Annotated in this window: 28 protein-coding genes; 12 read left to right on the forward strand and 16 right to left on the reverse strand. The window is 70.7% G+C overall.

Features of this window, described 5'->3' with window-relative positions:
* Window positions 1-426 precede the first annotated feature (426 nt).
* The gene (locus AC0662_RS07920) at window positions 427-1,575 is read left to right on the forward strand and encodes a site-2 protease family protein (protein WP_452196545.1); all 1,149 of its coding nucleotides are present in this window, start codon (window positions 427-429) and stop codon (window positions 1,573-1,575) included.
* A 2-nt stretch (window positions 1,576-1,577) separates the two neighbouring features.
* Here AC0662_RS07920 and AC0662_RS07925 read toward each other — a convergent pair whose 3' ends face one another.
* Complete coding sequence (locus tag AC0662_RS07925; RefSeq protein ID WP_452196546.1) at window positions 1,578-2,279, reverse strand: CBS domain-containing protein; 702 nt, start codon at window positions 2,277-2,279, stop codon at window positions 1,578-1,580.
* A 209-nt stretch (window positions 2,280-2,488) separates the two neighbouring features.
* On the opposite strand from AC0662_RS07925, the gene AC0662_RS07930 reads away from it, so the two are divergent.
* From AC0662_RS07930 to AC0662_RS07945, 4 genes are all read left to right on the forward strand, one after another.
* Window positions 2,489-2,947, forward strand: coding sequence for a pyridoxamine 5'-phosphate oxidase family protein (locus tag AC0662_RS07930; RefSeq protein ID WP_452196547.1), 459 nt, complete (start codon window positions 2,489-2,491; stop codon window positions 2,945-2,947).
* A gap of 19 nt (window positions 2,948-2,966) precedes the next feature.
* The gene (locus tag AC0662_RS07935) at window positions 2,967-4,715 is read left to right on the forward strand and encodes a GAF domain-containing sensor histidine kinase (protein ID WP_452196548.1); all 1,749 of its coding nucleotides are present in this window, start codon (window positions 2,967-2,969) and stop codon (window positions 4,713-4,715) included.
* A 97-nt stretch (window positions 4,716-4,812) separates the two neighbouring features.
* Window positions 4,813-5,784 (forward strand): Acg family FMN-binding oxidoreductase, encoded by a 972-nt coding sequence (locus AC0662_RS07940; RefSeq protein ID WP_452196549.1) that lies wholly within the window; start codon window positions 4,813-4,815, stop codon window positions 5,782-5,784.
* Window positions 5,781-6,131 (forward strand): hypothetical protein, encoded by a 351-nt coding sequence (locus AC0662_RS07945; protein ID WP_478299274.1) that lies wholly within the window; start codon window positions 5,781-5,783, stop codon window positions 6,129-6,131. The genes AC0662_RS07940 and AC0662_RS07945 overlap by 4 nt, the downstream gene beginning before the upstream one ends.
* Before the next feature lie 3 nt (window positions 6,132-6,134).
* Here AC0662_RS07945 and AC0662_RS07950 read toward each other — a convergent pair whose 3' ends face one another.
* Complete coding sequence (locus AC0662_RS07950) at window positions 6,135-8,840, reverse strand: bifunctional acetate--CoA ligase family protein/GNAT family N-acetyltransferase (protein ID WP_478299276.1); 2,706 nt, start codon at window positions 8,838-8,840, stop codon at window positions 6,135-6,137.
* A 154-nt stretch (window positions 8,841-8,994) separates the two neighbouring features.
* Here AC0662_RS07950 and AC0662_RS07955 point away from each other — a divergent pair, with 154 nt between their 5' ends.
* Window positions 8,995-9,801, forward strand: a complete 807-nt coding sequence (locus tag AC0662_RS07955) for a universal stress protein (RefSeq protein ID WP_478299278.1) — start codon at window positions 8,995-8,997, stop codon at window positions 9,799-9,801.
* 73 nt (window positions 9,802-9,874) lie between these two features.
* Window positions 9,875-10,438 (forward strand): flavodoxin domain-containing protein, encoded by a 564-nt coding sequence (locus tag AC0662_RS07960; protein ID WP_452196553.1) that lies wholly within the window; start codon window positions 9,875-9,877, stop codon window positions 10,436-10,438.
* 99 nt (window positions 10,439-10,537) lie between these two features.
* Here AC0662_RS07960 and AC0662_RS07965 read toward each other — a convergent pair whose 3' ends face one another.
* Window positions 10,538-11,347 (reverse strand): response regulator, encoded by an 810-nt coding sequence (locus AC0662_RS07965; protein ID WP_452196554.1) that lies wholly within the window; start codon window positions 11,345-11,347, stop codon window positions 10,538-10,540.
* Window positions 11,348-11,394: 47 nt separating this feature from the next.
* Here AC0662_RS07965 and AC0662_RS07970 point away from each other — a divergent pair, with 47 nt between their 5' ends.
* Entirely contained in the window at window positions 11,395-12,036 is a 642-nt protein-coding gene (locus AC0662_RS07970; protein WP_478299280.1) for a helix-turn-helix domain-containing protein, read from the forward strand.
* A 64-nt stretch (window positions 12,037-12,100) separates the two neighbouring features.
* Here the strand turns inward: AC0662_RS07970 and AC0662_RS07975 are convergent, their stop codons facing one another.
* From AC0662_RS07975 to AC0662_RS07995, 5 genes are read right to left on the reverse strand one after another with little or no spacing between them, the layout of a single operon-like run.
* Complete coding sequence (locus tag AC0662_RS07975; protein ID WP_478299282.1) at window positions 12,101-12,343, reverse strand: SHOCT domain-containing protein; 243 nt, start codon at window positions 12,341-12,343, stop codon at window positions 12,101-12,103.
* Window positions 12,340-12,918: a flavodoxin family protein gene (locus AC0662_RS07980; RefSeq protein ID WP_452196557.1), complete on the reverse strand. Its 579-nt coding sequence runs from the start codon at window positions 12,916-12,918 to the stop codon at window positions 12,340-12,342. The genes AC0662_RS07975 and AC0662_RS07980 overlap by 4 nt, the downstream gene beginning before the upstream one ends.
* Window positions 12,919-12,931: 13 nt before the next feature.
* Window positions 12,932-13,888: a universal stress protein gene (locus AC0662_RS07985; protein WP_452196558.1), complete on the reverse strand. Its 957-nt coding sequence runs from the start codon at window positions 13,886-13,888 to the stop codon at window positions 12,932-12,934.
* Window positions 13,881-14,819: a universal stress protein gene (locus AC0662_RS07990; protein WP_452196559.1), complete on the reverse strand. Its 939-nt coding sequence runs from the start codon at window positions 14,817-14,819 to the stop codon at window positions 13,881-13,883. Before AC0662_RS07990 ends, AC0662_RS07985 begins: the two co-directional genes overlap by 8 nt.
* 42 nt (window positions 14,820-14,861) lie before the next feature.
* The gene (locus AC0662_RS07995) at window positions 14,862-15,431 is read right to left on the reverse strand and encodes a hypothetical protein (RefSeq protein WP_452196560.1); all 570 of its coding nucleotides are present in this window, start codon (window positions 15,429-15,431) and stop codon (window positions 14,862-14,864) included.
* Between the two features lie 186 nt (window positions 15,432-15,617).
* Between AC0662_RS07995 and AC0662_RS08000 the strand changes: the two genes are divergently transcribed.
* The 3 genes from AC0662_RS08000 to AC0662_RS08010 all read left to right on the forward strand — a co-directional run bounded on the left by AC0662_RS08000 (window position 15,618) and on the right by AC0662_RS08010 (window position 17,950).
* Window positions 15,618-15,980: a hypothetical protein gene (locus tag AC0662_RS08000; RefSeq protein WP_478299285.1), complete on the forward strand. Its 363-nt coding sequence runs from the start codon at window positions 15,618-15,620 to the stop codon at window positions 15,978-15,980.
* 97 nt (window positions 15,981-16,077) lie between these two features.
* Entirely contained in the window at window positions 16,078-17,046 is a 969-nt protein-coding gene (locus tag AC0662_RS08005; RefSeq protein ID WP_452196562.1) for an Acg family FMN-binding oxidoreductase, read from the forward strand.
* A gap of 28 nt (window positions 17,047-17,074) precedes the next feature.
* On the forward strand, window positions 17,075-17,950 hold the full coding sequence (locus AC0662_RS08010; protein ID WP_452196563.1) for a universal stress protein: 876 nt from the start codon (window positions 17,075-17,077) through the stop codon (window positions 17,948-17,950).
* Between the two features lie 24 nt (window positions 17,951-17,974).
* Here AC0662_RS08010 and AC0662_RS08015 read toward each other — a convergent pair whose 3' ends face one another.
* Window positions 17,975-19,027 (reverse strand): zinc-dependent alcohol dehydrogenase family protein, encoded by a 1,053-nt coding sequence (locus AC0662_RS08015; RefSeq protein ID WP_478299287.1) that lies wholly within the window; start codon window positions 19,025-19,027, stop codon window positions 17,975-17,977.
* Between the two features lie 202 nt (window positions 19,028-19,229).
* On the opposite strand from AC0662_RS08015, the gene AC0662_RS08020 reads away from it, so the two are divergent.
* Entirely contained in the window at window positions 19,230-20,108 is an 879-nt protein-coding gene (locus AC0662_RS08020; RefSeq protein WP_478299289.1) for a universal stress protein, read from the forward strand.
* A gap of 340 nt (window positions 20,109-20,448) precedes the next feature.
* Here the strand turns inward: AC0662_RS08020 and AC0662_RS08025 are convergent, their stop codons facing one another.
* The 7 genes from AC0662_RS08025 to AC0662_RS08055 all read right to left on the reverse strand — a co-directional run bounded on the left by AC0662_RS08025 (window position 20,449) and on the right by AC0662_RS08055 (window position 26,095).
* Window positions 20,449-20,952 (reverse strand): DUF2231 domain-containing protein, encoded by a 504-nt coding sequence (locus AC0662_RS08025; protein WP_452196567.1) that lies wholly within the window; start codon window positions 20,950-20,952, stop codon window positions 20,449-20,451.
* A gap of 70 nt (window positions 20,953-21,022) precedes the next feature.
* Window positions 21,023-21,478, reverse strand: a complete 456-nt coding sequence (locus AC0662_RS08030; RefSeq protein WP_452196568.1) for an FMN-binding protein — start codon at window positions 21,476-21,478, stop codon at window positions 21,023-21,025.
* Window positions 21,475-22,059, reverse strand: coding sequence for an FMN-binding protein (locus AC0662_RS08035; RefSeq protein WP_452196569.1), 585 nt, complete (start codon window positions 22,057-22,059; stop codon window positions 21,475-21,477). The genes AC0662_RS08030 and AC0662_RS08035 overlap by 4 nt, the downstream gene beginning before the upstream one ends.
* A 13-nt stretch (window positions 22,060-22,072) precedes the next feature.
* Window positions 22,073-23,491 (reverse strand): ferredoxin reductase family protein, encoded by a 1,419-nt coding sequence (locus AC0662_RS08040; protein ID WP_452196570.1) that lies wholly within the window; start codon window positions 23,489-23,491, stop codon window positions 22,073-22,075.
* Between the two features lie 64 nt (window positions 23,492-23,555).
* Entirely contained in the window at window positions 23,556-24,164 is a 609-nt protein-coding gene (locus AC0662_RS08045) for a DedA family protein (protein WP_452196571.1), read from the reverse strand.
* A gap of 175 nt (window positions 24,165-24,339) precedes the next feature.
* On the reverse strand, window positions 24,340-25,188 hold the full coding sequence (locus AC0662_RS08050) for a universal stress protein (protein WP_452196572.1): 849 nt from the start codon (window positions 25,186-25,188) through the stop codon (window positions 24,340-24,342).
* A gap of 13 nt (window positions 25,189-25,201) precedes the next feature.
* A complete protein-coding gene (locus AC0662_RS08055) occupies window positions 25,202-26,095 on the reverse strand; it encodes a class I fructose-bisphosphate aldolase (protein WP_478299292.1) in 894 nt (297 codons plus the stop codon).
* Window positions 26,096-26,128: the final 33 nt, after the last annotated feature.

Genomic DNA, 26,128 nt, shown 5'->3' on the forward strand with positions numbered 1-26,128 from the left:
CGCACAAGCAGGTGCCGTGCAGCGAACGCTGCACGGCACCTGTGGGGTCGAGGCCAACACCCCTCTGTGGCCTCACCCCCCGGGGGTGGCGCGCGACACCTGACCCCCCGGTCGTCGGGTCACCGGACCCCTGATACCGGCTCCCACACCACCCACAGTGCCCGAGCGACCGCGGCCGACGGCAGGGCCAAAGGTCCCGAACCCGGCACCGGCCCACAGCCGCCGGCTTTCGGTCCGAAAGTCCCGTGTTCTCGGGACCCAACGCCCTTCTGTACAGCGCGTTCGCGAGATCCACTGGTATCAGGCGGAGGAAGCCCGGTACGCAGGTACGGAGAAGCGGACCCCAAGCCGCGCACCGTACAGCTCGTCCCGCTGCATCAGCGGCGGTGGACTTCCTCCGCTCCCCGGCGCCCAGCAGGAGGGCAGATGAAGCAGACCGTGAGGTTCGGCCGGATCTCGGGCGTGGAGGTCGGGGCCAACTGGTCGCTCATCGTGCTCGTCCTGCTGGTCGCCTACGGGTTGGCGACAGCCGTCCTGCCGGAGCTCGCGCCCGGACACCAGGCCGGCGTCTACTGGGCGATCGGCATCCTGGCCGGTCTCTTGATCGCCGGCTCGCTGCTGCTGCACGAACTCGCACATTCGGTGGTTGCCTTGCGGGCTGGGATTCCCGTCCAGCGCATCACCCTATGGATGCTAGGAGGGGTGAGCGTGCTGGGCGGCGAGCCGGCTTCACCGCGGACCGCGTTCTGGGTCTCGGCGTCCGGGCCGCTGATGAGCCTCGGGCTGGGGCTCGGCTCCGGCGTACTCGCGCTGCTGCTGAACATCGCCGGGGCGCCGCAACTGGTGGCCGCCACGCTTGTGTGGCTCGCCGTGATGAACGTGTTCCTCGCCGTGTTCAACCTGCTGCCGGGTCTGCCGCTGGACGGTGGCCGGATCCTTCGTGCCGCCCTCTGGTGGCGCACGGGCGACCCGAACCGGGCCGCGCTCTCGGCGGGTCGGGCCGGTCGCGTGATCGGTGTCGTTATCGCGGGCATCGGGCTCGCCGAGTGGGTCACCGGCCGCTACACCGGCCTGTGGCTGGTGATGATCGGCTATCTCATCGTCACCTCGGTCACCGCCGAGTCACGGACCGCCCGGCTGCGGATCGCGCTCGGGCCGACACCGGTCGCGGCCGCGATGTCGGTCCCGCCAGTGACGGCGTACGCCGCGATGCCGATCGACCGTTTCGTCGCGGATGCGATGACGCGGACCCGCGACGTGGTGTTCGCGGTGGTCGATCTCGACGCCCGCCCGACCGGCACGGTGTCGCTGCGCCGGCTGGCCCGGGTTCCTGTTCACCAGCGAGCCGGTCTGACGATCAGGGCGGCCCAGCGACCGCTGAACGACGTACCTGTTGGGCACGCCGACGATCTGCTCGGCGATCTGGTCATCCAGATGCCATCAGGCCCGGACGAGCTCGCGCTCGTCGTCGGGGGCGACGGCCGGTTGGCCGGAGTGGTGCACGGGTACGACGTGACGCGCCTGGTGCAGCTCGCCGCTCTCCGGCCGTCAGATCAGGAAACGACGTCCGCCTGAACTCACGAGGGGCGTCGCAGCTCGGGGGACGGTGTCGGGTCCGGCTTGGCCGCCACATCGTCGTACCCCCAGGTCAGCAGGTTGTCGACGCCGACGACACCATCGACCGCGGCCGTTAGCTTCCCCGCGACCAGAGCGGTACTGCGCTCGTCGACCTCACCGGACAGCGTCACCACACCGTCGTTGACGCGGATCTCGATCGTAGCCGGGTCGGCCCAGAGTCCCCGCTCGACGATGTCGTGCCGGATCTGGTGCAGGATCCGGTCGTCGGCGGCGAGGAACGTCTTCAACAGGTCCGAGCGGGTGACGATGCCGGTGAGGTCGTCGCCGCCGGTCACCACCAGCCGGGTGATCCCGTGCGCCGCCATCGCCCGCGCCGCTTCGGGAACGGTCGCCGTCTCATCGATCGTCACCGCGGGCCGCGACATGAAGTCACCGGCCAACCGGCCGCCGGCGGACGCCGAAGCGCGCCGCTGCCGCCGACGGGCCAGCCAGGACCGCTTCGGTTGTTGCTGGAACTCCTCTTTGCGGAGCAGGTCGGTCTCGGAAACCACCCCGGCGATACCGCCGCGCCGATCCAGCACCGGTACGGCGCTGATGTGCTGCCCGGCGAGCAGCTCGACCACTTCCCTGTACGGCGTGTCCTCGGCCACCGTGACGACGTCACGGGTCATCACATCGGAAACCTGCAACGGACTAGTCATGGCGACCGGCCTCCAGTCTCTCCGGGTCTCACCTCCAGAAAACAGCGCGCCGGCTCGCCCCGGCAGGGCCTCGGGTCCCGGGTCCTGCGGTCCAAAAGTCCTTCCGCACGCGGCTGCCGGTTGAGGACTTTCGGCCCTGGCTCCGGTCCACCGCCACCTCCAAGGTTGAACCGTGGGCGCCCCGGTCCACGGTGCCTGGAGGATGTCCGATGACGATGCCCCAACAGTTCGACCGCTCCCGGCTCGAGATCCTTGGTACGGCGGAGTGCCTCCATCTGCTCCGATCGGTGCCGCTCGGCCGGCTGGTGTACACCTATGCCGGTCTCCCGGCGATCCGGTTGGTCAACTTCGTGGTCGACGACGACACCATCGTGTTCAGCACCGGGCCGGGTGACAAGTTCCGGGCCGCCGAGCGCGGTGACGTGGTCGCGTTCGAGGCCGACAACGTGGATCCCGAGCGGCACACCGGGTGGACCGTGACCGCGATCGGGCACCTGTCGGTCGTGACCCGCGACGAGGCCGACGCACTGCGCCGTACCCTGCCGCTGCACTCCTGGATGCCGATGGACGAACCGCAGTTCGTACGGCTGGGAGTCGAGTCCGTGCAGGGCCGCCGCCTGGTGCCCTGGGGACAACGCCCAAGATTCGGGAGTTCCCACAATGTGTGACGGTACGTAGGCTGGTGGGGTGGTCAATGGCTCACGGGCAGGACGCGGGAGCTGGGACGAGGGGGCGCTGGAGTACGCCGGGTTGTCTCGGGTGCGTCTCGATGCCCTGCTCCAGGAGCTGCTCGGCCGGGTCGACGAGATCATGGAGCACCAGGACCGGCTCCGCGCGCTGCTGGACGCGGTCGTCGGCATCGGGGCGGACCTGGACCTGAACAGCACCCTGGACCGGATCGTCACGGCGGCCTGCGAACTGGCCGGAGCGCGTTACGGAGCCCTCGGCGTGGTCGGACCGGACGGCAAGCGGCTGGTCCGGTTCATCACCTACGGGGTGGACGACGACGAGATCTCCGCGATCGGGGCGTACCCCGAGGGACACGGCATCCTCGGCCTGCTGATCGAGCACCCCGAACCGATCCGGTTGCACGACCTCGCCGAGCACCCGCGGTCCTACGGGTTCCCGACCAACCACCCGCCGATGAGGAGCTTCCTCGGGGTCCCGATCCGGACCCGCGAGCACGTCTACGGCAACCTGTACCTGACCGAGAAGACCGGGGGCGCCGACTTCACCGAGGACGACGAACGCGCGGTCACCGCGCTCGCCGCCGCGGCCGGTGTGGTGATCGACAACGCCCGGCTGTACGCCGACACCGAGCAGCGCCGGCGCTGGCACGAGATCACCGCCGAGATCACCCAGCTGATGCTCGGCGAGTTCGACGCCGACCAGGCGCTGCAGCTGATCGCGCAGCGGTCCCGCGAGGTGTCCGGTGCACATGTCGCGGCCGTTCTGCTGGTCGACGCCGACGAGCTGGTCGTCCGCGCCGTCGACGGTCCGGCCGCGTTCACGAAGTACCTCGGCCGCCGGATTCCCGCCGATCTGCCGGTTCTCGGCCGGGCCAGTTCCGGGACCAGCGAACAGGTCGTGATCGAGGACCTCGCGCAGTTGCTGAAGGATTCCGGTGGGCTGACCGAGTTCCCCGAGGGGGCGGCCCTGGCGCGCACGACGCTGGCGCCGTTGCCGTCCGGCAGTACGCGCACCGGTGGTGTGCTCGCAGTCGCGGCCGAACAGGGCGTGAGCACTCGGGTCGCCGAAGGCGCCGACCTGGTGAGAATCTTCGCCGGCCAGGCGACCCTGGCGCTGGAGCGTGCCCAGGCCCAGCGGGATCGCGACATGCTCGCCGTTCTCGAGGACCGCGACCGGATCGCCCGCGACCTGCACGACCTGGTGATCCAGCGGCTGTTCGCTACCGGGCTCCAGCTCCAGGGCATGAATCGACTGGTCCGGCCCGAGCACCGGGACCGGCTCAGCCGCGCGGTCGAGGACATCGACACCACGATCCACGACCTGCGGGCCGCGATCTTCGAGCTCCAGCAGACCTCCGACAGCAGCTCGCTGCGCGGCGACATCCACACCCTGGTGGCGGAGTACGCCGGTCCGCTCGGTTTCCGTCCACAGCTGATCTTCAGCGGCCCGGTCGACACCGTGGTGCCGGCGGCCGTCCGCCCGCATATCCTCGCCGCCGTCCGCGAGTCCCTGTCGAACATCGTTCGGCACGCGGAGGCGTCGGCGGCGACGGTCGAGATCGGTGTCGACGCCGGCCAGGTGCTCGCCCGGGTCTCCGACAACGGGATCGGTATCAACCAACGCAGCCGCAACAGCGGACTGCGCAACCTGGCCGAGCGCGCCGAGGCGCTCGGCGGCACCGTGGACATGACGGACAAGGAGCCGCACGGCACGGTGGTCGAGCTGCGCGCGCCGCTCGGCGACTGACGGCCGAACGGCCTCCCGCGATCGGGACTCTTGCCCCCAGCGCCACGCCCTTGCACCGGCGAACCTGGAGATGGAGAACCAGTGGGAGGAGCATCCCGTGTCCGATCAACTCCCCGCCAAGGACGTCGAGGATCTGCTCGCGGCGGCGGTCGCCGCGCCGAGCATGCACAACACCCAGCCGTGGCGCTTCGAGGTCGAGGGCCACGTGGTCGACATCTACCTGGAAGGCTCCCGTACCCTGCCGGCCGAGGACCCGACCGGACGGGCGATGCGGATCGCCGCCGGCGCCGCCAGCTTCAACCTCCGCTGCGCGGCCGAGAGCCTCGGGTACGGCGCCTGGTTCGGGCTGGCTCCGTACCCGGATGAGCCCGATCTACTGGCCCGCATCGTGCTCGAACCCACGGCGGCCCGTAACGACGAGCTCCGGGACCTCGCCGAGTACATCCCGCACCGCCATACCGACCGGAACCCGTCCGACACCACGCCACTGGCCGAGAACGTCCGGGTGGCGTTGATGCGCGCCGCGTACGCCGAGGGCGCCGAGCTCACGTGGCTCGGCAAGGACGGCGTCCACACGGTGCTCGACATGGTGCTCGACACCGACCTGCGGGAGATCGGCGACTGGCACCGGCGGGCCGAACGGGCACGCTGGGTCGGTGGCGACCGCGCCGCCGACGGCGTACCCAGCTCGGCTCTGGGCCCGCGGTCGGCCAGCTACCCGGCGATCGTCCGCGACCTGGCCACCAGGCCGAACGACCGGAGCCGTGCCGAACGGAAGTTCGAGGAGCATCCGGACATCGCCGTGCTCTCGACGGCCTTCGACGAACCGAGCGACCAGGTGACGGCCGGGGCGGCGCTGGAGCGCGTGCTCCTGACGGCGACCCGGGCGGGGGTGAGCGCCTCGTTCCTCAACCAGCCGCTGGAGTTCGACGACCTGCGGCCACGGGTCCAACTGCTCACCGGACGGCCCGGGCACGCCGACATGATCATCCGCTTCGGCCACAGCCGGCCGCACCGCGGCGCCGCCCGCCGGCCCGTCGCCGAGTTCCAGGCGAAGGAGCAGTCATGACCACCTTGCGCCAGGAGATCGACCGCTGGGAGGCCGATCTCACGACCATCGCCGAGAACAGCCTCGCCGACAACTGGTTTCTCGAGGAGCGCCGGCTGACCGAGGCGCAGCACACGATCGTCGCGTTCCGCGGCCGGATCCTGCCGATGATCACGGCTCAGCAGCCGCACGACACGATCGTCGCCGACGAGATCGAGCATCTGGTGGACGCGCTCGAGGACCTGCGCAACGACCTGTTCCGGACCGTGCACCCGGTCGAATCGCACCGGGAGATCGCCGAGTCGGTCGCTGCCCTGCGCGCGCTCAGCCGAGTGGCGCTCCGGTTCGAGCGAACCTACGCGTCCTGAGCCTCACGCGTCGTCGCGACGGAGATGGCGCGCGAACCAGTCGGTCTCCGGCTCCGCCGAGGCGAGCCGGACCCGGATGTCCACGGCGAAGGCCCCGGACGGGGTGGCGATCAACGGGTTGATATCGAGCTCGGCGAGTTCGGGGACCTGACTCGCCAGCCACGCGATCCGGTGCACGACGTCGAGAACGGCCTCCTGGTCGGCGGCTCGCGCACCGCGGTAGCCGGCGAGCAGCAGCGCGCACCGCAACGAGTGCACCATCTCGCGTGCGTCCAGATCCGTGAGCGGCAGGCCACGCCACTGCCGATCGGCCAGTACGTCGGTCAGCACGCCGCCGCTGCCCGCCATCACGAGCGGCCCGAAGCGCTGGTCCCGCACCACGCCGATCACGAGCTCGGTCCCGTCCGGCGCCATCGCCTGCACAAGTACTTGTGGGTCACCCGTCGCGCGCGTGATCTCGTCGTACGCGACCCCGACCTGCGCGGAGTTCGTCAGCCCGACGCGCACGCCGCCGATGTCGGTCTTGTGCAGTACGCCGGGCGCGCCCGTCTTCACCGCGATCGGATACCCGGCCGCCTCGGCCGCCGCGATCGCCTCTGAACGCGTCAGCGCCGGCACGACCGGGATCATCGGCACACCAGCGCAGTCCAGCAGCAGACCCGCCTGCCGAGGATCCAGCCACCCGCCTCGAGGCATCCGCTGGAAGAAGCGCTGCACGACCGCCCGCGCGCCCACCGAGTCGACTCGCGCCAGTTCCGGTACGGCGCCCTGCGGTCGCGCCCGCCACTCGGCGTACCGCACGGCATGGGCCAGCGCCCGGACCGCACTCTCGGGGAACGGGAACACCGGCAACCGACGGCCGTCCGCCAGTGCGATCTCGGGCGCTGCGTTCGCCGAACCGACACAGTTCACGACGAGCGGGTGCAAGGCCTCGTTGCCGGCCGCGGCGATCGCAGCGTAGATCTCATCGACCTTGCCGGCCCGGGTCGCAGCGTAGTTCACCACGATACTGTCGATCTCAGCACTCGTCTTCAGCACCCGCAGGGTTTCCGTGAGAGACGCCGGCGACGCGGCCGCTCCGAGGTCGACGGGGTTCGCCGTACCCACGGCGCCGGTCGCCGCGAGCTGCTCCTGGACGGACGGGCTCAGCTCTGGCAGCTCCAGCCCGAGCCGGCCGGCCGCGTCAGCCGCGAGGATCCCTGCGCCACCTGCGTTGCCAACCACAGCGACCCGGCGGCCGTGCGGGAGCGGCGGGACGGCGAGCAGACGGGCGGTCTCCACCAGTTCCTCGACCGTGTCCATCCGCAGTACGCCGGACTGCGCGAACAGCGCGTCGACGGCGGTCTCGGGTGTTGCGGCCGCCGCGGTGTGTGAGGCCCCGGCCCGGCGACCACCGGCCGAGCGTCCGCCCTTGACCACCAGGATCGGTTTCGTCCGGCCGATCATCCGGGCCAGCCCACCGAACTTCCGCGGGTTGCCGAACGACTCCAGGTACAGCCCGATCACCGCGGTTCGCGGGTCGCCCCACCAGTGCAGCAACATGTCGTTGCCGCTGACATCGACCTTGTTACCGAGCGAGACGAACTCCGAGATGCCCAGTCCGGTCTGGCCGGCATGCTGCAGCACCGCGATCCCGACCGCGCCGGACTGCGCCGCGATGGCCAGCGCGCCGGCCCTCGGTGCGAGCTCCGCGAACGTCGCGTTCAGACTCACCTCCGGAGCCGTGTTCACCAGGCCGAGGCAGTTCGGGCCGATCAGCCGGAGGCTGTGGCGGCGTGCGACCGACAGCAGTTCGCGCTGCAGCTCGCGTCCGGCTGCGCCGAGCTCGGAGAACCCCGACGTCAGCACGACCGCGCCACCGACACCACGGTCACCGCACTCGGCGACGACGGCCGGTACCTGGTCCGCCGGAACCGCGATCACCGCCAGGTCGACCGTCCGTGGCACGTCCGCGATCGAGCGGTACGCGGGCACGTCCGCGATCCGGGCCGCGTGCGGATTCACGGCGTACACCGAACCGGTGAAACCGCCCGCGACGATGTTGCGCAGGAGCTCGTGGCCGATGCCGCCGGGCTCACGGCCGGCGCCGATCACCGCGACGGTCCGCGGCGAGAACAGCCGATGCAGGGAGCGGTTCTCCGCCGCCCGCTCGCGATCGGCCATCCGCTCCAGCGTCACCGGGTGGTACGCCGTGTCGAGGACCAGCTCGACGACTCCGCTCTCCAACCGGCGGACCTGTTCGAATCCCGAGCCGGCGAGCAGTCGCAGCATCTTCGCGTTCTCGCCGAGCGTGTCCGCGCGCAGTCGCTGAATGCCGTGCTCGCGGCCGGTCGCGGCGAGCTGCTCGAGGAGCAGCGTCCCGATCCCCCGCCCATGCACCGAGTCCTGCAGCAGGAACGCCATCTCGGCCTCGCCCGGGCGCAACAGCTCGTAGCTCGCGATCCCGACCAGGTCACCGCCGTACTCCGCGACCAGCGCGACGTGACCGTCCTGATCGGCGGCCAGGTGCCGCGTGTACTCGTCGGCCGACCGCCGGTTGATGCCGAAGAAACGCAGGTACATCGACTCGTCCGAGACGCGGCCGTTCATCGCATGCAGGGCCGGCTCGTCGTCGCCGCGGACCGGCCGGATGCGGACCACCGATCCGTCCGACGCCAGTACGTCCCAGCCCGCGTCCGGCCGGGTGCCCGGCTGGTCGATCGCCGTCATGACCGCTCCCCCTCCGACACCCCACCGCACCACTTTTAGAGCACCGCGGCCGGGCGGTGCCCGGCCAGTGCCGTCCGGTCCCGTCGCCCGGGACCTTCGCCTCTGGGTGGCGAGCGGCGTGGATCGCGACGCTGAGCTGAATGAGGGGAAGCGCATGACGGGGAAGTACGTCGTGGTCGGTATCGACGGCCGTCCCGACTGCGAGAACGCGATCCGCTGGGGTGCCGCCGAAGCCGCCGCGCGGGGTGTCGGTTTGCGGCTGGTGCACGCGTTCGTCTGGTCGGAGTTCCACGTGCCGCTCGGCCCGACCGATCTCGCACCCGGCCTGCGCGCCCAGGCCGAGGGGATCGTCGCGGACGCCGTCGACCTGGCCCGCAAGTTCGAACCCGGCGTCTCGGTGACGGGCAGCAGCGTCGACGGTTTCCCGGCCGCGGTGCTGCTCGGCGAATCGCGGACCGCCGCCCTGATCGTGATCGGCAGCCGGGTCACCGGACGGCTCTTGGGGATGGTCGTGAGCTCCGCGGGTGTCGAACTCTCCGCGCACGCCCACTGCCCGGTGGTCGTCGTACGGCCGGCCGACGACTCGCTGGCCGGCAGCCGGATCGTCATCGGGTACGACGGTTCCGCGCTGGCTCGCGCCGCGATCGAGTTCGGGCTCGAGTACGCGAACCGCCACGAGCTTCCGGCCCGGATCGTCGCGGTCACGGACAAGAGCGGTGACCACGACCTGCTCGCCGGGATCCGGCAGTACGCCGGCGATGCCGACCTCGTACGCGTCAGCGGTCACGAGTCGGAGCTGCTGCTCGAGTACTCCAGCGACGCGCATCTGCTCGTCGTCGGCTCCCGCGGGCGCGGCGGTCTCGCCGGTCTGCTCCGCGGATCCGTCAGCCAGACCATGCTCCGGCAGGCACCCTGCCCGGTCGCCGTCCTTCCGCCGGCGGCGATCGAAGGTCCCGGATAGGCCGGGCCGTTAGGCACTCCCGGCGTCGCAGGACCGACTGCTGTGCTGGACGTGACCGCGAAGGAGGTCCCTGATGCCCAAGAAGGTTCTGGTCGCGTACGCCAGCAAGGCCGGCTCGACCGCCGGCATCGCCGAGGCCATCGGCGCGGAGCTTCGGATCCATCATCACGAGGCCGATGTCGTCGACGTCGCCGCGGTCAAAGACGTCGAGGCGTACGACGCGGTCGTCCTCGGCAGCGCGATCTACGTCCGCCGCTGGCGCCGGGACGCCGTACGGTTCCTGAAGCACAACGCCGACGCGCTCCGCACGCGCCAGGTCTGGCTGTTCCACAGCGGTCCGGTCGGGCCGGACAGGGACCAGGACCAGGCGATGCCGCCCACCGTACGGCGCCTCGCGCACGAGATCGGGGCGACGCCGGCGATCACGTTCGCCGGCCGTCTCGACCCAGCCAGCGCGCACGGCTTCCTGGCCCGGCGGCTGGCCACCGGGAACCTCGCCGGCGACTTCCGTGACTGGAACCGGATCCGCATCTGGGCCGCCGACATCAGCGCCGCCCTCCACGCTGCCGAACGCAGCACCTGGCACCGGACACCCGTCCAGGACGAGACCACACGTCCGGCCGGCTACACGCCCTAGGGCGTGTCTCCCAATCCCCCGCCTACTGCGCGGCACTCGGCACGGCACCTCGCCGCACCGAGCACCTGCTCGCTACGGCGCGGGATTGGGAGACACACCCTAGCGCTGCTGCTTCTTCGCGTGCTCGATGGCGAACACAGCGGCCTCGGTACGACGCTCCAGGCTCAGCTTGCGGAGCAGTGACGATACGTAGTTCTTCACCGTCTTCTCCGCGAGGTAGAGCGACTGGGCGATCTGACGGTTCGTCTTGCCCTCGGCGATCTCGGCGAGGATGCGGCGCTCCTGCTCGGTCAGGGCGGCGTACCGGGGATCTTCGGACTCCGTAGGATGCCGCAGTCGGTCCAGCACCTTCGCGGTCATGCTCGGGTCGAGCAGCGATTCGCCGGCAGCGAGCCGCCGTACGGCGTCGATCAGGGCCTGGCCGTGGATCTGTTTGAGCAGATATCCGGCGGCACCGGCCATGATCGCGGTGAACAGCGCCTCGTCGTCGGAGAACGACGTCAGCATCAGACAGGCCGGCGGTTCGTCCATCTGCGAGCGAACCTCGCGGCAGACCGTGATCCCGTCGCCGTCGGGCAACCGGACGTCGAGGACCGCGACGTCGGGGCGCACGGCGGGGATCCGGGCGATCGCCTCCGCAGCGGTCGACGCGTCGCCGACGACCTCGATGTCCGGCTCACCGTCGAGCAGCTGGTGCAGCCCGAGCCGCACCACCTCGTGGTCGTCGAGCAGGAACACCTTGATCGTCATCACCGTCTCCTTCGGCAGCACGTCGTACCCCCGCCCCAGCATCGCCTCCCGGTCGCGCAGGCCGCCAGGGACCACGGTCCCGGCCGGGCGGGACCTTCGGCGTCCCGGTGGCTTCCGGCCCAGGCCCCCGGTGACCTCGGACCCTGACCACGCCGCCATCCCGATGATGGTCTGGAACCGGACGATCAACCGAGAGGCAGACTCCGATGGACCCACAGCTCGCGGACCGCCCGGACGACCTGGGCAGCCGGATCCGGTACCGCCGGCAGGCGCTCGGCCTGACCAGTGCAGAGGTCGCCGACCGGGCCGGTCTGAGCGTGGCCCGCGTCGACCACATCGAGACCCGCCCGTTCACCCTGACCGGCGCCGAACTCGTCCGGCTGGCGCAGGCCCTGGACGTCAGCGTCGAGGGCCTCACCCACGCCGACCGGCCACGGACTCCCGTGCGACCGCCCGTCGCGCCGCACCTCGAGCCGATGCGAGCCGAAGAATGCCTCCGGCTGATCGAGAGCCGCTCGATCGGCCGGATCGCGTACGCCGGAGTCGGCGAACTGATCGTGATCCCGGTGAACTACTGCACTCTCGATCGGCTGATCGTGTTCCGGACCGCGTCCGACAGCGCCGTCGCGCAGTACGACCTGGAGCCGATCGCGTTCGAGCTCGACTTCGTCGACGAGGGGATGCGCGACGGCTGGAGCGTACTCGTCAACGGCACCGTCCGCCCCGCGGTCGACCTGGAGATCGAAGCCGTCCGCGACCGCGTCGAACCCTGGGCCGGCGCCCCCCGCGACACGTACCTGGTCATCGACCCCCACCACATCACCGGCCGCCGCATCCGCTCCTGGTAACAGCACTTTGAGCCCGTACCAACCAGGCGGCCCGAAAGTGGTTGGTGGGGGCCCAAAGTGCTGGTCAGAGGTCGATTTCGTGTTCGCGGAGGCGGGCGCGGGCCTCGTCGAAGTCCTCGTGGGTGATCTCGCCGGCGGCGTACCGGCGCTCGAGGATGTCGAGGGGCGACGGCAGGGTGGGCGGGGGCGGGCGGCGGCGCGGCCGCAGCAGCCGGATCGCGACCCAGGCCGCGGCGCCCGACACCAGGACCCAGACGACGATCAGAGTCACGGACCAGAACGCGGCCCCCGCTGCCGAGTGCATCATCGTCTGTTCACCTCCCGGACGCGACCGGGGCGAACCCGCTCAGCGGCCCGGAACTGCCGGCCGAGCTCCCGGCCCCAGCTCCGCGCGCGCTCGATCTCGGCCTCGCGGATCGGGCCGGTCGAGTCGTTCACGAAGAAACTCCCGGACTCCCCCAGCTGTCGATACCCCATCCGGCGCAGCAGCTTGGCCGCCGACCGCGCCGCCGAACCGGGCAGCCGCCGGACCTTGGCGATCCTGGTGTCGAAGGTCGCCATCCGCGGCGCATCCGTCCCGGATCCGGCGGCCGGCTCGAGCGCCGCCAGCCACTCGCGGATGCCGACCTCGATCGGCATCACCACGTCGGCCTGCTTCCACGCCTCCTGCCGGGTGGACGCCCGGCTCATCGAGAACGTGTGCGTCGGACCGCCGACGACCAGCAGCCGGACGTCGCCCGGTACGGCGCTCGGCGCCCGGTTGACCGCCACCGACTCGGTCGGGACGTACCGTCGCAACCCATCGCGGACCGCCCGCGCGATCCGCTCGGTGTTCCCGAACATCGACTCGTACACGATCAGGGCACGAACGGTCTCGGACATGATGTGCCTCCGTTCAGGACGTCGGGACCACGGCACCCGCAGCGGTCTCCAGCCGAGCGGCGTCGAGGCGATCCTCAGTAGCGGTCGGGTGGTGCGGGACGATCGCCACCGGGCAGGTCATCGCGGCCATCGAGCGCCGGGCCACGGGATCGATCGGCAGCGCGCCGGTGTGCGCGCCGACCACGATCAGGCCGACCTCGCCGCTCTCGTGCACCAGCGCCGCGGCCGGTGGACGGCTACTCAGGAAGCGCGTCACCTTCACCGTCGGGTACCGGCTGGTCCACGGTGCGAGCGTGGCCGACAACAGGTAGTCCGCGCGACTGATCCACGAGCCCTCCGGGTCCGCGTCCGCGAACGGCCGCTCGGCGGGGATCCCGGCGTGCACGACGATCAGGTCGCCCTCTCGGCCGGTCGCGACGCCGAACGCGAACTCCAGTGCCTCGGCAGACAGCGTCGTACCATCGATGCCGACAGCAACCTTCCGGTCGTGCAACGACGGCTTCCAGGACAGCGGTACGACGATCACGGGGCAACCGGCCCGCCCCGCCAGCGTGAGATTGGCCTGGGTGTGGACGAGCCGCTGCGGACCACGGCTGCGGGACCGGCCGACCACCAGCATCCGCGCGTTGCGCGCCGCGTGCGCGAGGACCCGGAGCCGCGAGCCCTCCTCGGTGATCGCGGCCAGCTCGGCCGCGTGCCTCTCCCGGTGCCGCACGTGCGCGACCGCCGCGCGCACCGCGGCGTCGGCCAGCTCGGCCGGTGACTTCGCCGCGAACTCGGACATCATCGGATCATCGAATCCGGCCGGGCCGTCTGGACCGTGCAGCGAGCGCGGCCCGTACGGAGCGAGCAGCACAAGTTCCGCGCCGGTCCGCAACGCCTCGGCGGACGCGTAGTCCACCACCCGCAGGTTCTCCGCGGTCCCGTCCACTTCCACCACGACAGGCCCGGTCCGGTTCCACTCAGTCATCTTTCTCACCTGGCGCTCCAGCAGGTACGACGGCCAACGGACAGGTCACGTGGTGCAGTACTCCTCGGGTCACCGAACCGGCCACGAACGACGCCAACCGGGTGTGGTGGCGGGTACCGACGACCAGGAGCCGGGCATCGGACTGTTCGGCGGCGGTGACCAGACCGTCGACCACGTGGCCGCGGCGGACCTCGACCTGGAACGTCACGTCCGGGTACTTCCGGCGCCATCCGGTGGCCAGGTCCTCGAAGTACCGCTGGGCGGTCTCGGCCCACTCGGCGCTCACGGCGTTCGTCGCGTCCCAACTGTAGACCGGCGGGATGTCCCAGACATGCACGATCCGGACCGGCAGGTGCCGTTCGGCGGCCGCGCTGATCGCGAACTCACGGACCGCTGCCTCCTCGGCGGAGCCCGCGGGCTTGTCGGCCCGCCCGTCGGCTGGGCCGTCCGGAGCGCCGTCCGGAGGGCCGTCCAGGGCGACCAGCACCGGACCGGTGTGGTCGGACGGTTTCCAGTGCTCCGGCACGATCACCACAGGTACGGCGGCGTGCGCGACGACCGCCTCCGACGTGGAGCCGATCAGCAAGCGCTTGAAGGTACCGAGTCCGCGACGGCCGACGACCAGCATCCGGCTGCCCGTGGCCGCGTCTGCCAGGCTGCGGGCGGGTGGGCCGACCGTCAGGTCCATCTCGTGATCGGGGGCGTCCGGCGTCTCGTCGAAGTACTTCTCGATGTCGTTCACCAGATCCATCGCCGCGTCGTCGACCAGTTCCGGGTCCCAGCCCGGCACTCGCCGGAGCTGCTCGTCGATCACGTGCACCACTTGGAGGGGCTCCTGCCGGAGCAACGCCTCCTGCAGGGCCCACTCGAGGGCGCCGGTGTCCCGCCAGGAGCGGTCGACTCCGACGTGGATCACCGGCTTCACGGTCATTGTGCTCACTGCTCGCTCACCCCTCGCTCGCGCATCGTTCGTTCATCGCAGCCACGGGTACCGGCGGACCGGGTTCAGCCCGCTCCACCACCTGCCCAGGCCCCACACGTTGCCAGCGGCAACGAGTGCGAGGACGATCACGGTGATGGCGCCGAGGATGTGGTCGTCGATCACCGGGTTGGTCTGCGGCGGCAGGTTCGCGGACCACATCAGCAGGTACAGCAACGCCCCGGCACCGGCGGCGATCCGCATCCCGATGCCCAGCGTGAGCGCGAGGCCGATGCCCGCCAGCCCGATCATGAACAGCGGGCTGACCCACCAGTCGCCGGCCAGCGAGCGGTAGAAGCTGTCCAACGGGCCGGTGGCGCCCTTGAGGAAGCCGGCAGTCACGTCGCCGCCGTCGACCCAGCCGTGGCCCGACTTCGTCGCGTAGCCGAGGCCGAACAGTTTGTCGAGGAAGGCCCACAGGAACGTGAGGCCGTACGCGATCCGCAGTACGGCGAGTGCGCGGCCGGCCGCGGTGGTGATGATCGGGTGCCGATCGCCTTCAACTTGCACAGTTGTTCGCGTCGTGGGAGCCGGCAGGTGCTGCCGGTGCGATGTGGTGGCCATGATGTCGTCCCTTCACTCGAGTCCCGCACTTCGATCGTGGAATCTGCCGGCGCCGGCGGTCAGAGCCGTTCTCACCTCACTCGCGGGAGCCGAACGGCCCGCCGGTCCCGGGACGTATGCCGCTGTGCATCGCGCGGCGGGCGGGCAGACGCTGAAGCGGGAGGAACATCTGTCGAGGAGGGGCCGATGCTGACCGACCAACTGTCGACCGAGGCCCGCGGCGTCCTGCTGCAGGCCGCCGGTGCAGCGGCCGGGGACCACGTCCGGCGACCGTTGCGGCTCGAGGTCGACCAGGACTGGATCGATGTCCGGCTCGACGGCCTGACCGCCCGGCGGGACTTGGTCGCGCGCCGAGCGGATCGCGACCGGCGCCGCGTCGCTGAGCTACGACGCCTGGCCGGCCAGCTACCCGGACCTGCACGACCGCGGCCTGGTCGTCCGGATCATGCTCCAGCCGACCGGCCTGCCCGATCAGGACCCGGACCGGTATGGCGCTGCAGCGCGTCCTGCTCACCGCCCTCGCACACGACGTGCGAACGACTTGCCTGAACCCGACGCTGATCCGCTTCGGCGGATCGGCGGCAGAAACGGACACACCCATGACTACCCGGAACGACCGAGTCACCCGCGCCACCACGGAGACACCATGAATGCCGTACTGACCGAGGACGAGGTCGGCATCCTGCTCGCCGCCGCGGCGCACGCACCGTCCCTGCACAACACCCAGCCGTGGCGGTTCGAGGTGCACGGCCCGGTGCTCGACATCCTGCTCGACGAGGACCGGGCGCTGCCCGCGGCCGATCCGTCCGGACGGGCTGCCCGGATCGCGATCGGCGCCGCCGCGTTCAACGTCCGCGTCGCCGCTGCCGTCCTCGGGCACGAGGCGAACCTGGCCGCGAACCCCGATCCGGCCTTTCCCGAGGTCGTGGCCCGCGTCTTCCTTGCCGACCGCCGGGCGCCGGTCTCGGACCTCGCCCGCTTGTACGGCGAGGTTCCCGCGCGGCACACGTATCGCGGTCCGCTGCTCGACCACCCGGTTCCGCAGCGGGTCCGCGACCAGCTCGACGCGGCCGCCCGCGCCGAAGGAGCGAGGCTGCACTGGCTCGACGCCGCGACGGTGGCAGAACTCGGCGTGCTGCTGCGCCAAGCGGACGCCGCGGATCTGCACGACGAGGACCGGGTGCACGAGCGGATGCGGTGGGTCGGTGGCGACCGCGTCGGCGACGGTGTCCCGGAGAGCGCTCTCGGACCGGTGCCGGTCGGCTCGGCGTACGTGCGTGATCTGTCCGCCGGCGTCAACGTCCGGCAGCGTGATCGGGCGGTCTTCGAGCTGCACCCGGCGATCGCCGTACTCAGTACCCGCGGCGAGGACAGCGACGGTTGGGTCGGTGCCGGTGTCGCGCTCCAACGCGTGCTGCTGGTCGCTACGTCGTACGACCTGACGGCGTCGTTCCTCGATCAGGTGCTCGAGCACCCGGAGCCCCGGTTCCGGGTCCGGGAGCTGATCGGCGGCCGGGCGTGGCCGCAGATGGTGCTGCGGATCGGCTACCCCGCCGGGCCCACCGGGCACGCAGCGCGGGTGCATTGGCGCGACGTCCTCGACGAGCGGTTCTGACTACCTGTTCTGATAGGAGGAGACACTCATGGCGTCAGCGTCCGCGCCGATCGTGATCGGGTACGACGGTTCGCCCGGCAGCACGTCGGCTCTGCAGTGGGCCGCTGCCGCGGCGGATCGTGCGATGGCACCATTGCGAATTCTCGAAGCCTTCGAGATCGTCATCGTCACGCGCCCGACACCGGGCCACGTCGTTCCGCTCGAGGCGGTCCGAACGGCCCGCCAGCAAGCGCTTGACGACGCCGCAGACAGCATCCGGGCCCAGTACTCCGGGCTGCGGGTCGACACCGCCCTTGTCGGCGGGGCCGCGCCGAAAACGCTCGTCGACGCGGCCCAGGACGCCCGGCTGATGGTCATCGGATCCCGCGGTCACGGCGGCTGGAGCGGACTGCTGGTCGGCTCGGTCGCGGTCCAGGTGACCATGCATGCCGAGTGCCCGGTCGTGGTGGTCCCACATGACGCGCCGTCGCACGCGGACGACGAGACACCCGTGGTCGTCGGAGTCGACGGGTCGAAGGCCTCGGCGCGGGCCATCGGCTTCGCCTACGATCAGGCCGATTCGTTGCACACTTCGGTAGTCGCCGTGCACGCCTGGAGCAGCCCGTTCCACCGCTACAACGACAACGTGTCGGAGCTGGAGTTCGACGAGGAGACGATCCGCGAGGAGTCGCGGCTGCTTGTCGCCGAGTCCGTCGCCGGCGCGGCCGCGGATCACCCTGACGTGGCCTGGACGACCGAGCTGGTCCCGGGATCCGCGGCCGAGGGCCTGGTACAGCGATCCGAGTCCGCACGCCTGCTCGTCGTTGGATCCCGCGGCCGCGGCGGCTTCACCGGCCTGCTGCTCGGCTCGGTCAGCCAGAGCGTCCTGCACCACACGAACTGCCCGATCGCCGTCGTCCGGTGATCGGGCAGTCCGCTGGACGAATCGCTACTCGACGCCACGCTCGCTGAAGAGGGCGACCTTGAGTGCGCCGGTGGTGGCGGGGTCCGAGAAGACGTCGTACGCGTCCTGCATCTCGTCCAGCCCGAACCGGTGCGTGATCAGCCCGGGGAGTTCGAGCCGTCCCGCGGCCAGCATCGACAGCAGCTTCGGGGTCGAGGACGTGTCGACCAGACCCGTGGTGATGGTGACGTTCTTGATCCACAGGTCCTCGAGGTGCAACGTCGCCGGCGCGCCGTGGACGCCGATGTTCGCGACGGTTCCGCCCGGGCGGACCAGACGGGTGCAGAGCTCGAACGTCGCCGGTACGCCGACCGCCTCGATCGCGACGTCGGCGCCGAGCCCGCCGGTCAGCTCGCGGATCTTCGTCTCCACGTCCTCTTCCGGCCCGAGTGCCAGGTCCGCGCCGCGTTCAAGTGCTGCCTTGCGACGCGAGTCGGCCGCATCGACGACCACGACGCGCGACGGCGTGAAGAGCTTGCTGGTCGCCAGCGCCGCCAGACCGATCGGGCCCGCTCCGACGATCACGACCGTGTCGCCCGGCGAGACCCCGCCGTTCAGGACGCCGACCTCGAACGATGTCGGCAGGATGTCGGCGAGCAGCACGGCCTCCTCGCTGCTGACGTTCTCCGGCAGCTTGTAGACGGAACGGTCCGCGAACGGGACCCGGACCTGCTCGGCCTGCGTACCGTCGATCAGGTGCCCGAGGATCCAGCCGCCACCGCCCAGACACTGCCCGTAATGCCCTTGCCGGCAGTACTCGCAGCGGCCGCACGCGGTGATGCACGAGATCAGCACCCGATCGCCGACCGCCACTCCGCGAACGCCGTCCCCCGCGGCCGTGATCGTCCCGACCGCCTCGTGGCCGAGGATCCGGCCGGACGCGACGGTCGGCACGTCGCCTTTCAGGATGTGCAGATCGGTGCCACAGATCGTCACCGCGTCGACGCGGACGATCGCGTCCTCGGGGTCCTGGATCACCGGATCGGGCACCTCGTGCCAGCTCCGCTGCCCCGGACCGTTGTAGACCAATGCCTTCATCACGAACCTGCCTTCATCACGAATCTCGCCGCACGAAACTTCCCTCCCTTCGACCCTGGAACCCGCGGCGATCGGTGGCAGCGGCCGAACAGCCCGCCTGGACCGGGACCTTCGGTGCGCCCGTTCGGGACCTTCCGTCCTGCCCGCGCCAGTTGCGCGCGACTTGACTGGAGCCGCAGGAGTCCAGCCCCTGGAGGTGCCCATGTCCCCTCAACTGTCCCCTCAACTGCCCGTGCTGGTGGGAGTCGACGGATCCCGCGACGGCCTGACCGCGCTGACCTGGGCAGCGTCGTACGCCGTCCTTCAGCACTCGCCGCTGCACGCGGTGTACGTCGTCGACGACGAACGGCAACAGCCCGTCGCCGCGCCGCCCGCCGGAGCGGACGACGGCACCGAGGTGCTCGACGACGCCCTGCACGAACTCGACCGCTTGGGGTTCGGGCACGCTTCGCTCGAGGTCCGCCACGGACATCCGGCGCAGACCCTGCTCGCTCTCGCCGAGCAGTCGACCGCACTGGTCGTCGGTCGGCGCGGCATGGGCGGCTTCGCCGAACTGGTGCTCGGCTCCACGTCCCAGGTCTGTACGGCGCTCGCGACCAAGGTCCCGCTGATCGTCGTACCGGACAGCTGGGACCCGGCCGCGCCCGCGCACCGACGGATCGTGGTCGGTATCGACGGGTCGCTCGAGGGCCAGGACGCATTGCGGTTCGCCTTCGAGCTCGCCGACGCTACCGGCGCCGAGGTCCTCGGCGTCCATGCGATCGACGTCGGCGAGACCTACCCGGACCCGAACGTCTGGATCGATCCCAACCAGCAGCCCTGGATCGAGTCCGCCGACGACCTGTTGGCCCACACGCTCGAGGGCTGGGCCGCGAAGTACGCCGACGTACCCGTGCAGCGTCGTGGCGTGATCGATCATCCGGTCCTCGTGCTGGCGCGCGAGTCGCAGGCCGCCGACCTGGTCGTGGTCGGCGGCCAGGGCCGGACGGCGTTCTCCGAGCTGCGGATGGGGTCCGTGGCCCGCGGCCTGCTCTACCACTCACACTGTCCGGTCGCCGTGGTCCACCGGCCGGAAACCTGATCTGGACCGCGCCGTCGTGCCCGGCCGCCGTGTCGTCACCGCCGCTGTCCCGCTCGGTCTGCTGATCGCGCTCTACTGCGTTTTCCTTGCCGCCGGCAACTTGATCCCGGGGCGCGCGATGACGGCCGGCATCCTGATCTGCGGCGGCGTGCTCACACTGGTCCTCGCCGACCCGCACGATCCGCCCGTGGTCAGCTGGCTCACGCCGATCCTGGCCGTGCCCGCGACCGCATGCGCCGTGCTGGCCATGGCCTTCGCGCCCACGCTGTTCCGTACTCTGGCGATCGCGATGCTGCTGACTTTGTGGACCGTGCAGCTCACCGAGCACGTCTCGTTCGGATCAGGGACGCGCGGCCCAGTCGTTCCAGCTCGCCTTGGCGCCGGAGTCGCCGATCCGTACGACGTCGTACACAGCGGCCCCAGCGACGAGGACAGCGACCACGGTCAGCGCGGCGGTGAGGCTGCCCGAGCTGGGCGCGAGGAACGTGCGCTTGGCCGGCGTACGTCCGGCGGCCTCCCGCTGCCGCCACCAGAGCAGGACCGCCAGCACAGCGACGCCGACGGCAGCGTAGATGGCGGTGTCGCCGAGCTCGGCGTGCCGATGGATCAACGGGTTCGGTGAGAGCCGGCTCTCCAGCCACTCCCCTGCGCTCGTCGTGATCGGCACCAGCACTACGACCAGCAGCGACAGGACTGCGTTCGGCCCAGCGAGCCGGCGCCTGGCCGCGGGCCACAGCGCGGTCAGGGCCAGGAGGACCGCCGACAACGGCAGGAGGACGACGATGGCGTGCACGAGAAGCACGTGGGCCGGGAGACCGTTGACTGTCTGCACTGTCTGGATCACGTTCCTTCGACTCGGACGAGCTGGAATCAGTCAGGCTGGCAGTGCGATCTTGGAGGTTTCTTGGAAGGCGTCATCCCGCCGGCCGGAAATGCGCGGCGTCGAGTGCGGACTGCAGGGAGCGGCGGTAGCCGTCCGAGGTGAACGTTGCCCCGGACACCGTGTCGATGCGGGCGCTCTGCGCGGCAACCGCTTCCTGCTCGAGTTGCGGTAGCGCGAACGAACTGATCTCCCGGTCACGCCCGCCCGACGCCGGATAGACCAAGGCGGTCACCGCGGTCAGCCGGTGCCCGCGGACGCTGATCCGGACCTGCACCGGTCCGTACCGCGTGTCTTCCGATGATCCGTTCGCGGTCAGGTCAGTGGACCCGGACTTCGGACTGACAACGCCTGGTGCGGCCGCCGCCGGCGCCGACGCGGTCGAGACATGGTTCCGGCTGGTCGGGTACAGGAACAGCAGCACCAGCAGTACGCCGGTACTCCCGCCCACCACCAGATTGCGCCGGAGCCGCTCCGAATGCGTCTTCATCGCGCACCGGCCTGGTGCGCCGCATCCAGGGCCGACTGCAGCGACTGGCGGTACCCCTCGGAGGTGAAAGTCGCACCGGAGACAGTGTCGATCTGCGCGCTCTGTGCGGCGAGCGTCTCGTGGTTGAGCTGCGGGACCGCGTTGCTGTTGATCTGATCGGTCTGCCCGTCGCCGCTGGGATGCTGCAGCGTGTGCGCCTTGGTGATCCGCCCGCCGCGCACGGTGATCTCCACCTGAACCGGCCCGTACTGCGTGTCCACCACGCCCCCGGCGACGGTCACCGCTGCCGCGGTGGGTCGAGCGGTCGAGTGCGGCGTCGGTGCAGCGGTCGATCTCGGCGCCGTCGGAGTCGTCGGGATGCGAGGGGTCGGAGCGGTGCTCCGGGGTGGTGGCGAGGTCCGGTGGCCGGTGCGTCCGGGCCGCGGGGAGGGCTGCGTGCCGCCCGCTCGCTTGGAGTGCTCCGTGGGAACGACCACGGCTGCCGTCATCCCGTTGTGCGACGACTGCAGACTCGCCCGGAACGCGACCGCGACCACGGCGGTCGTCGCAACCGTCATCAGCACCTTGACCCCGCGCCTCATACACATGCTCCTCTCACCACGAGAACCGTTCCTGGTGCAGTCGCTCGGCCGGCAGTCCGGCTGCGAGAACTGCCGTACACACCGCATCCATCCAGCGATCCGGTCCGCAGACATAGACGTCGTACCCCGTGATCCCCGGCACCAGATGCCGTACGGCGTCCTCGTCGGACCAGGACCGTGCGCTCTCCGGAAGCCACGACGCGCGGTGCTGCAGCCGCGGGCCGAGCAGGTAGTACAGGGCGATGCCACGGCGCTCGGCCAGCTGCTCGAGCTCGCTGCGGAACACCAGGTCGGCCTCGCTGTGCGCGCGGTAGACCAGGATCGCGTTGCCCGGCCGGTAGTCCAGTTCCTCGAGCAGCGCGCGGAGCGGGGTGATGCCGATGCCACAGCCGAACATCGCCACCCGGTCCGTCTCCCGCCGCTCCGCGGTCAAGCGCCCGTACGGTCCCTCCACCGCGACCCGCGTGCCGGGCCGCAGGCGAGCGAGCCGGCTGCTCCCGTCGCCTGCGGCCTTCGCCGTCACCCGGAGCCGGTCCGGCGCGGGTGATGCCGACAACGAGTACGGGTTGCCCCGTGACCATCCCGGACCGTCGAGGAACCGGAAAACAAAGTACTGCCCGGCGCGAACCGGCAACCGGTGCAGACCGCGACCACCAAGTAGTACGGTCACCACGCCGGGCGCCTCGGGGATCACCTCGCTCACTGTCAGTCCGTGCCGCAGCGTCCGCCACGCCGGCAGTGCCAGCCGGTACAGCAGGATCGCGCCGAGCGCGACTCCGTACGCCGACCACCAGTAGACCCGCGCGAGCCTCGAGGTCGTGAAGTCCGCGCCGGTCCAGATCTCGTGCGGCACGGACAGTCCTACGCCGATGTACGCGTACAGATGCAGGAGGTGCCAGGACTCGTACCGCAGCGCTCGCCGCGCGACCTTGACCGAGGTGACCACCACCAGCGTCAACGCGATGGCCGCCGCGGTCGCCAACAGCATCCCGCCGTACGTCGTGACGACGGTCCACGTCTCACGCAGAAGGTTGACGTGGTCACGCAAGGTGTAGCCACCGAGGATCAGCACGATGTGGACGAGGAGCAGGTTGAACGACCAGAACCCGACCAGCCGGTGTCTGCGCGCCAGCTCGTCCTGACCGTAGCTGCGCTCGATCATCGGCACTCGCGCCATCAGGAACACCTGCACGAGCAACAGATCCGCCGCGACCAGCCCCGAGAGCCGACCCAGCGTGGTGAGCAGGTCGGCCGGGCCGCCGGCCAGGTTCTGCAGGCCACGCCCCGACACCCAGAGCGCGATCACGACCAGCGAACTCGCCCAGCAGGCGAGGCCGATGGCGTCGCGCCACCACGCCGGGGTCGCGCGAACCCGGCGTACGCGCACTCTCCGCGGCCGGGTCGTCACTTGCCCTGGGCCGCGGTTCGTCATGCTCCGACGATCGCCCTGCATTCTTAGTCGTTCCTTGGACGCTTCCCGCGCCGGACGAACCACGTCAGCGTCGGGACCTCCGGTGGTGCACTACCAACGCTACGACGATCGCGATCACGACCAGGCCGAGCAGCACGCCGCTCACGACCCCCAGGCGTTGTTCGAGCGCCCGGTACGATGCACCGGCCAGATAGCCGCCACCGGCCACCAGGACGGCCCAGATAGTCCCGCCGACGACATTCGCGACGGTGAAGTGCGACCGCTGCATCCGGCTCATCCCCGCGATGCCGGGCACCAGTGCACGGAACGCTGCGGTCCACCGCCCGAGGACGACCGCCACGGCGCCACGGCGGCCGATCAGTGCGAGGGTCCGCTCGATCTGTTCCGGTCGCCGGAAACGCCGCGGCAGCCGTTCGAGCACCCCGGACCCGTACCGGCGCCCGACCAGGAACCCCACTTGATCACCCGCGATCGCACCGACCGCTGCCGCGACCATCACTGCCCACAGCGGCAGCCCCCCGGCGTGCGCGACTACGCCGCCGACGATGACCGCGGTCTCCCCAGGCACCACGAGTCCGAGGAACGTCGAGGCCTCGAGCGCCGGCAGCAGACAGACCACCGCGAGCACCAGCCACGCCGGCAGCTGGGCGAGCCAGTCGAGGACGGCGCTCATCGACTGGTCCTCCGCGCTGGTCGCCACAGCTCGTCGGCACCCCAGGGCGACCAAGCCGAAGGGTGGGTGAGCTGCCGCATCAGCTCACCCACCCAGCTGTTACCCGGCCACCGGGTCAGTTCGTCAGCTGCCACAGTCCCGCGCTCCTAGCCGAGGACCTGTCTGGGCGACCGCATCAGGATGTCTCGTGCCGGCGGACGACCGCGACCGGTGAGTCGGCTTGGTGTAGCAGGCTCTGGCTGACGGAGCCGAGCAGCAACCCCTTCACGCCGCCGCGGCCGCGCGAGCCGACCACGACCAATGACGCCTTCCCGGACAGTTCGATCAGCCGCGCTGCGGCCCGGCCGGCGACGACAGCGGCATGCACCCGAACGGTCGGGAACTTGTCCCGGTACGGTTCCAGGCTGTCGGTCAGCCAGCCCTCGAGCAGTTCGTCCGTGCTGTCGACCGACTCGGAAGGATCCGCCTGTGGATGCCAGCAGTACGCCACCTCCAGCGACTCCCCCGAGCGGGCCGCCTCCTCGAACGCGAAGGTCAGCGCGTCCTCGGAGTCCGGCGAGCCGTCCGTGCCCACCACGATCGGCCCGGCCCGGCCCGTACCGCGGACCACGACCACCGGACACGGCGCCTTGGAAGCGACGGCGATCGCGACCGAGCCCAGCACCGCGGCCGACATCTTGCTCCGCGACCGGGTCCCGACCACGACCAGATCGGCCCCGACGGCCTCCTTCAGGAGGGCGTGCGACGGGTCCACCGGGGCCAGCCAGCCGGACGCGGCGTCCTCCCCGAGCCGCTCCCGGGCGTACTGCAGCGCCTCGTCGAGCTCGAACTGGAACTCGTCCACCGGCATCTCCGGCGGCGCGTAACCGGACATGCCGGCGGCCGGCCACGGGCCGAAGTCGCTCTGGTAGGCCCGCACCACCCGCACCGGCAGGTTCCGCTGTTCGGCCGCGCCGACGGCCCACCGCAGCGCGAGGCGGCTCTCGGGCGAGCCATCGACGCCAACGAGGACGTACTTGGTCATACCGGCGTTCCTCTCAGTCGCTCGGGTGCTGGACGAGAATCTCCTTCAGACCGTCGACGAAGGCCAGCGACTCGTCGTACTCGCGCTGCCAGACGTTCCGCCCGAAGATCAGACCGAGACCGCCGGCGTCCATCGCCTGCTCGGCCTTGCGGTACATCGCGTCGTCGCCGGACCGCTCGCCGCCGGAGACCAGCACCAGCGTCCGGTTCGCCGAGCGCACCACACCGTCGATCGCTTGCTGCGGAGTGAAGATCTCCTCGTACGGCGGTCTGACGTTGTCGCGCTTCGCCGGTTGTGGGAAGTTCACCTTCACCACGTCCGCGCCGAGCTCGCTCGCCACCCGGGCCGCGTAGTCCACGGCGTAGAACGAGTCCTTACCGCCCTTCGCCTCGATCGCCGTACCGCGCGGGTAGGCCCAGACGACCAGTGGCATCCCGAAGCGCTCGGCGTCGGCGCGAACTCGCCGGTACTGTGTGAAATCGGCCTCCTGCGCGGGCGAACCGACGTACAAGGTGTAGCCCACCGCGTCGGCCCCGAGGCGCACAGCGTCCTCCACACCGGCGTGCACCGGCGACAGCGCCGCGGCGTCGGGTGGGATGTCGGTCTTGCCGTTGAGTTTGAGGATCAGCGGGATCTCACCGGCATAGTCCCAGAAGAACTTCTCCGCCAGCCCGATCTGGATCGCGACGCCGTTGAACTCGCCCGCGATCGCGAGCTTCATGATGTACGCCGGGTCCGCGGACCGCGGATTCGCGAAGAAGTCCCGCGGTCCGTGCTCCAGCCCCTGGTCGTAGGGCAGGAACAGCGCCGTACCGTTCCGCAGACCGTGGTCGAACAGGATCCGGCGCAGCCGCGCCTTCTTTCCGGCCGCCAGGCCGAACTCGTTCAACGATCCGCGCTTCTGCATGGCGATCGCCTCCCCACGACCACTCTGATCCGC

This window comes from Kribbella sp. NPDC043289 (genome assembly GCF_056436705.1).

What these genes read in the sequence shown, in the direction of transcription:
- AC0662_RS07920 (WP_452196545.1), top strand. Translation starts at nt 427, where the DNA reads ATGAAGCAGACCGTGAGGTTCGGCCGGATCTCGGGCGTGGAGGTCGGG.
- AC0662_RS07925 (WP_452196546.1), bottom strand. Translation starts at nt 2,279, where the DNA reads ATGACTAGTCCGTTGCAGGTTTCCGATGTGATGACCCGTGACGTCGTC.
- AC0662_RS07930 (WP_452196547.1), top strand. Translation starts at nt 2,489, where the DNA reads ATGACGATGCCCCAACAGTTCGACCGCTCCCGGCTCGAGATCCTTGGT.
- AC0662_RS07945 (WP_478299274.1), top strand. Translation starts at nt 5,781, where the DNA reads ATGACCACCTTGCGCCAGGAGATCGACCGCTGGGAGGCCGATCTCACG.
- AC0662_RS07950 (WP_478299276.1), bottom strand. Translation starts at nt 8,840, where the DNA reads ATGACGGCGATCGACCAGCCGGGCACCCGGCCGGACGCGGGCTGGGAC.
- AC0662_RS07955 (WP_478299278.1), top strand. Translation starts at nt 8,995, where the DNA reads ATGACGGGGAAGTACGTCGTGGTCGGTATCGACGGCCGTCCCGACTGC.
- AC0662_RS07960 (WP_452196553.1), top strand. Translation starts at nt 9,875, where the DNA reads ATGCCCAAGAAGGTTCTGGTCGCGTACGCCAGCAAGGCCGGCTCGACC.
- AC0662_RS07965 (WP_452196554.1), bottom strand. Translation starts at nt 11,347, where the DNA reads ATGGCGGCGTGGTCAGGGTCCGAGGTCACCGGGGGCCTGGGCCGGAAG.
- AC0662_RS07970 (WP_478299280.1), top strand. Translation starts at nt 11,395, where the DNA reads ATGGACCCACAGCTCGCGGACCGCCCGGACGACCTGGGCAGCCGGATC.
- AC0662_RS07975 (WP_478299282.1), bottom strand. Translation starts at nt 12,343, where the DNA reads ATGATGCACTCGGCAGCGGGGGCCGCGTTCTGGTCCGTGACTCTGATC.
- AC0662_RS07980 (WP_452196557.1), bottom strand. Translation starts at nt 12,918, where the DNA reads ATGTCCGAGACCGTTCGTGCCCTGATCGTGTACGAGTCGATGTTCGGG.
- AC0662_RS07985 (WP_452196558.1), bottom strand. Translation starts at nt 13,888, where the DNA reads ATGACTGAGTGGAACCGGACCGGGCCTGTCGTGGTGGAAGTGGACGGG.
- AC0662_RS07990 (WP_452196559.1), bottom strand. Translation starts at nt 14,819, where the DNA reads ATGACCGTGAAGCCGGTGATCCACGTCGGAGTCGACCGCTCCTGGCGG.
- AC0662_RS07995 (WP_452196560.1), bottom strand. Translation starts at nt 15,431, where the DNA reads ATGGCCACCACATCGCACCGGCAGCACCTGCCGGCTCCCACGACGCGA.
- AC0662_RS08000 (WP_478299285.1), top strand. Translation starts at nt 15,618, where the DNA reads ATGCTGACCGACCAACTGTCGACCGAGGCCCGCGGCGTCCTGCTGCAG.
- AC0662_RS08005 (WP_452196562.1), top strand. Translation starts at nt 16,078, where the DNA reads ATGAATGCCGTACTGACCGAGGACGAGGTCGGCATCCTGCTCGCCGCC.
- AC0662_RS08010 (WP_452196563.1), top strand. Translation starts at nt 17,075, where the DNA reads ATGGCGTCAGCGTCCGCGCCGATCGTGATCGGGTACGACGGTTCGCCC.
- AC0662_RS08015 (WP_478299287.1), bottom strand. Translation starts at nt 19,027, where the DNA reads ATGAAGGCATTGGTCTACAACGGTCCGGGGCAGCGGAGCTGGCACGAG.
- AC0662_RS08020 (WP_478299289.1), top strand. Translation starts at nt 19,230, where the DNA reads ATGTCCCCTCAACTGTCCCCTCAACTGCCCGTGCTGGTGGGAGTCGAC.
- AC0662_RS08030 (WP_452196568.1), bottom strand. Translation starts at nt 21,478, where the DNA reads ATGAAGACGCATTCGGAGCGGCTCCGGCGCAATCTGGTGGTGGGCGGG.
- AC0662_RS08035 (WP_452196569.1), bottom strand. Translation starts at nt 22,059, where the DNA reads ATGAGGCGCGGGGTCAAGGTGCTGATGACGGTTGCGACGACCGCCGTG.
- AC0662_RS08040 (WP_452196570.1), bottom strand. Translation starts at nt 23,491, where the DNA reads ATGACGAACCGCGGCCCAGGGCAAGTGACGACCCGGCCGCGGAGAGTG.
- AC0662_RS08045 (WP_452196571.1), bottom strand. Translation starts at nt 24,164, where the DNA reads ATGAGCGCCGTCCTCGACTGGCTCGCCCAGCTGCCGGCGTGGCTGGTG.
- AC0662_RS08050 (WP_452196572.1), bottom strand. Translation starts at nt 25,188, where the DNA reads ATGACCAAGTACGTCCTCGTTGGCGTCGATGGCTCGCCCGAGAGCCGC.
- AC0662_RS08055 (WP_478299292.1), bottom strand. Translation starts at nt 26,095, where the DNA reads ATGCAGAAGCGCGGATCGTTGAACGAGTTCGGCCTGGCGGCCGGAAAG.